The following is a 902-nucleotide window of genomic DNA, read 5'->3' as shown; positions in this document are numbered from 1 at the left end:
ATATGAACACTTGGCAGCAAGTAGACAAAATCGATGTGCATGGTCAGCCAGTGTTTGTCATGGCTAGACCGGATGGTCGCCAAATTTGGGTGAACTTTGCCTATCCAAATAATGACACGCTCCAAGTAATAGATGCTGAAAGCCGCTCATTATTTAAAACACTAAAACCTGGAAAGGGTGTGCTTCATATGGAGTTTACTTCACGTGGTGAGCATGTGTGGGCTTCTGTCAGAGATTTAAACTTGGTGAATATCTATGACACCGAAACCTTGGATTTAATAAATCAGTTTGAGGCGACAAGTCCTAGTGGGATTTTCTTTACCTCTCGGGCGCATCGTTTGGGCTTATAAAGCTCCGGTCGCTCCAAAAACAAGAACAGTGAGAAAGAAAGGTGATGTGATGAATATACAAGCTCCTAGCAATACAGGTATTGAACCCGAAAGAGTCGTTCTGGATGACTTGAGCAGTAGTTTATTAGATTCCTATCAACGTAACTTTCCTATCACTTCACGGCCCTTTGCCGACATGGCAGAGCAGTTGAATTGCTCCGAACCAGATGTATTGACCAAACTCTTGGCACTTAAAGATAGCGGTATGCTGACGCGCATAGGGCCGGTATTTGACCATAAGCGAGCCGGGGCTAGTCTCTTGGCGGCTGTGAGCGTTCCATCTGAGCTGACAGAAAAAGTAGCTGCCCAGATTAACGAATATGAAGAGGTGAATCATAACTACGGACGAGAGCATAGTTATAATCTGTGGTTCGTTGTTACGACACCGACTCCCAAATTTCTGGACTTGATACTGGATGATATGGAAAAGACGATTGGCTTTCCAATCCTACGCTTGCCAATGGAAAAGGCTTATCATATCGACTTGGGGTTTCATGTGGGTGATAGAAAAAC

At 44.3% G+C, this 902-nt stretch carries 2 protein-coding genes; both read left to right on the top strand.

Translation table 11 applies throughout. From position 1 onward, the window contains the following. Positions 1-350 (top strand): cytochrome D1 domain-containing protein (locus A3763_RS02865; RefSeq protein WP_068759870.1); only part of this gene is annotated, 350 nt, incomplete at its 5' end. Between the two features lie 49 nt (positions 351-399). After that, positions 400-902, top strand: a 503-nt coding sequence (locus A3763_RS02860) for an Lrp/AsnC family transcriptional regulator (protein WP_068759869.1), incomplete at its 3' end; no start/stop codon positions are given.

The sequence above is a fragment of the Oleiphilus sp. HI0128 genome (genome assembly GCF_001635365.1).
The sequence above is the reverse complement of the archived record's forward strand: the minus strand, read 5'-3'. Positions and strand labels throughout refer to the sequence as shown.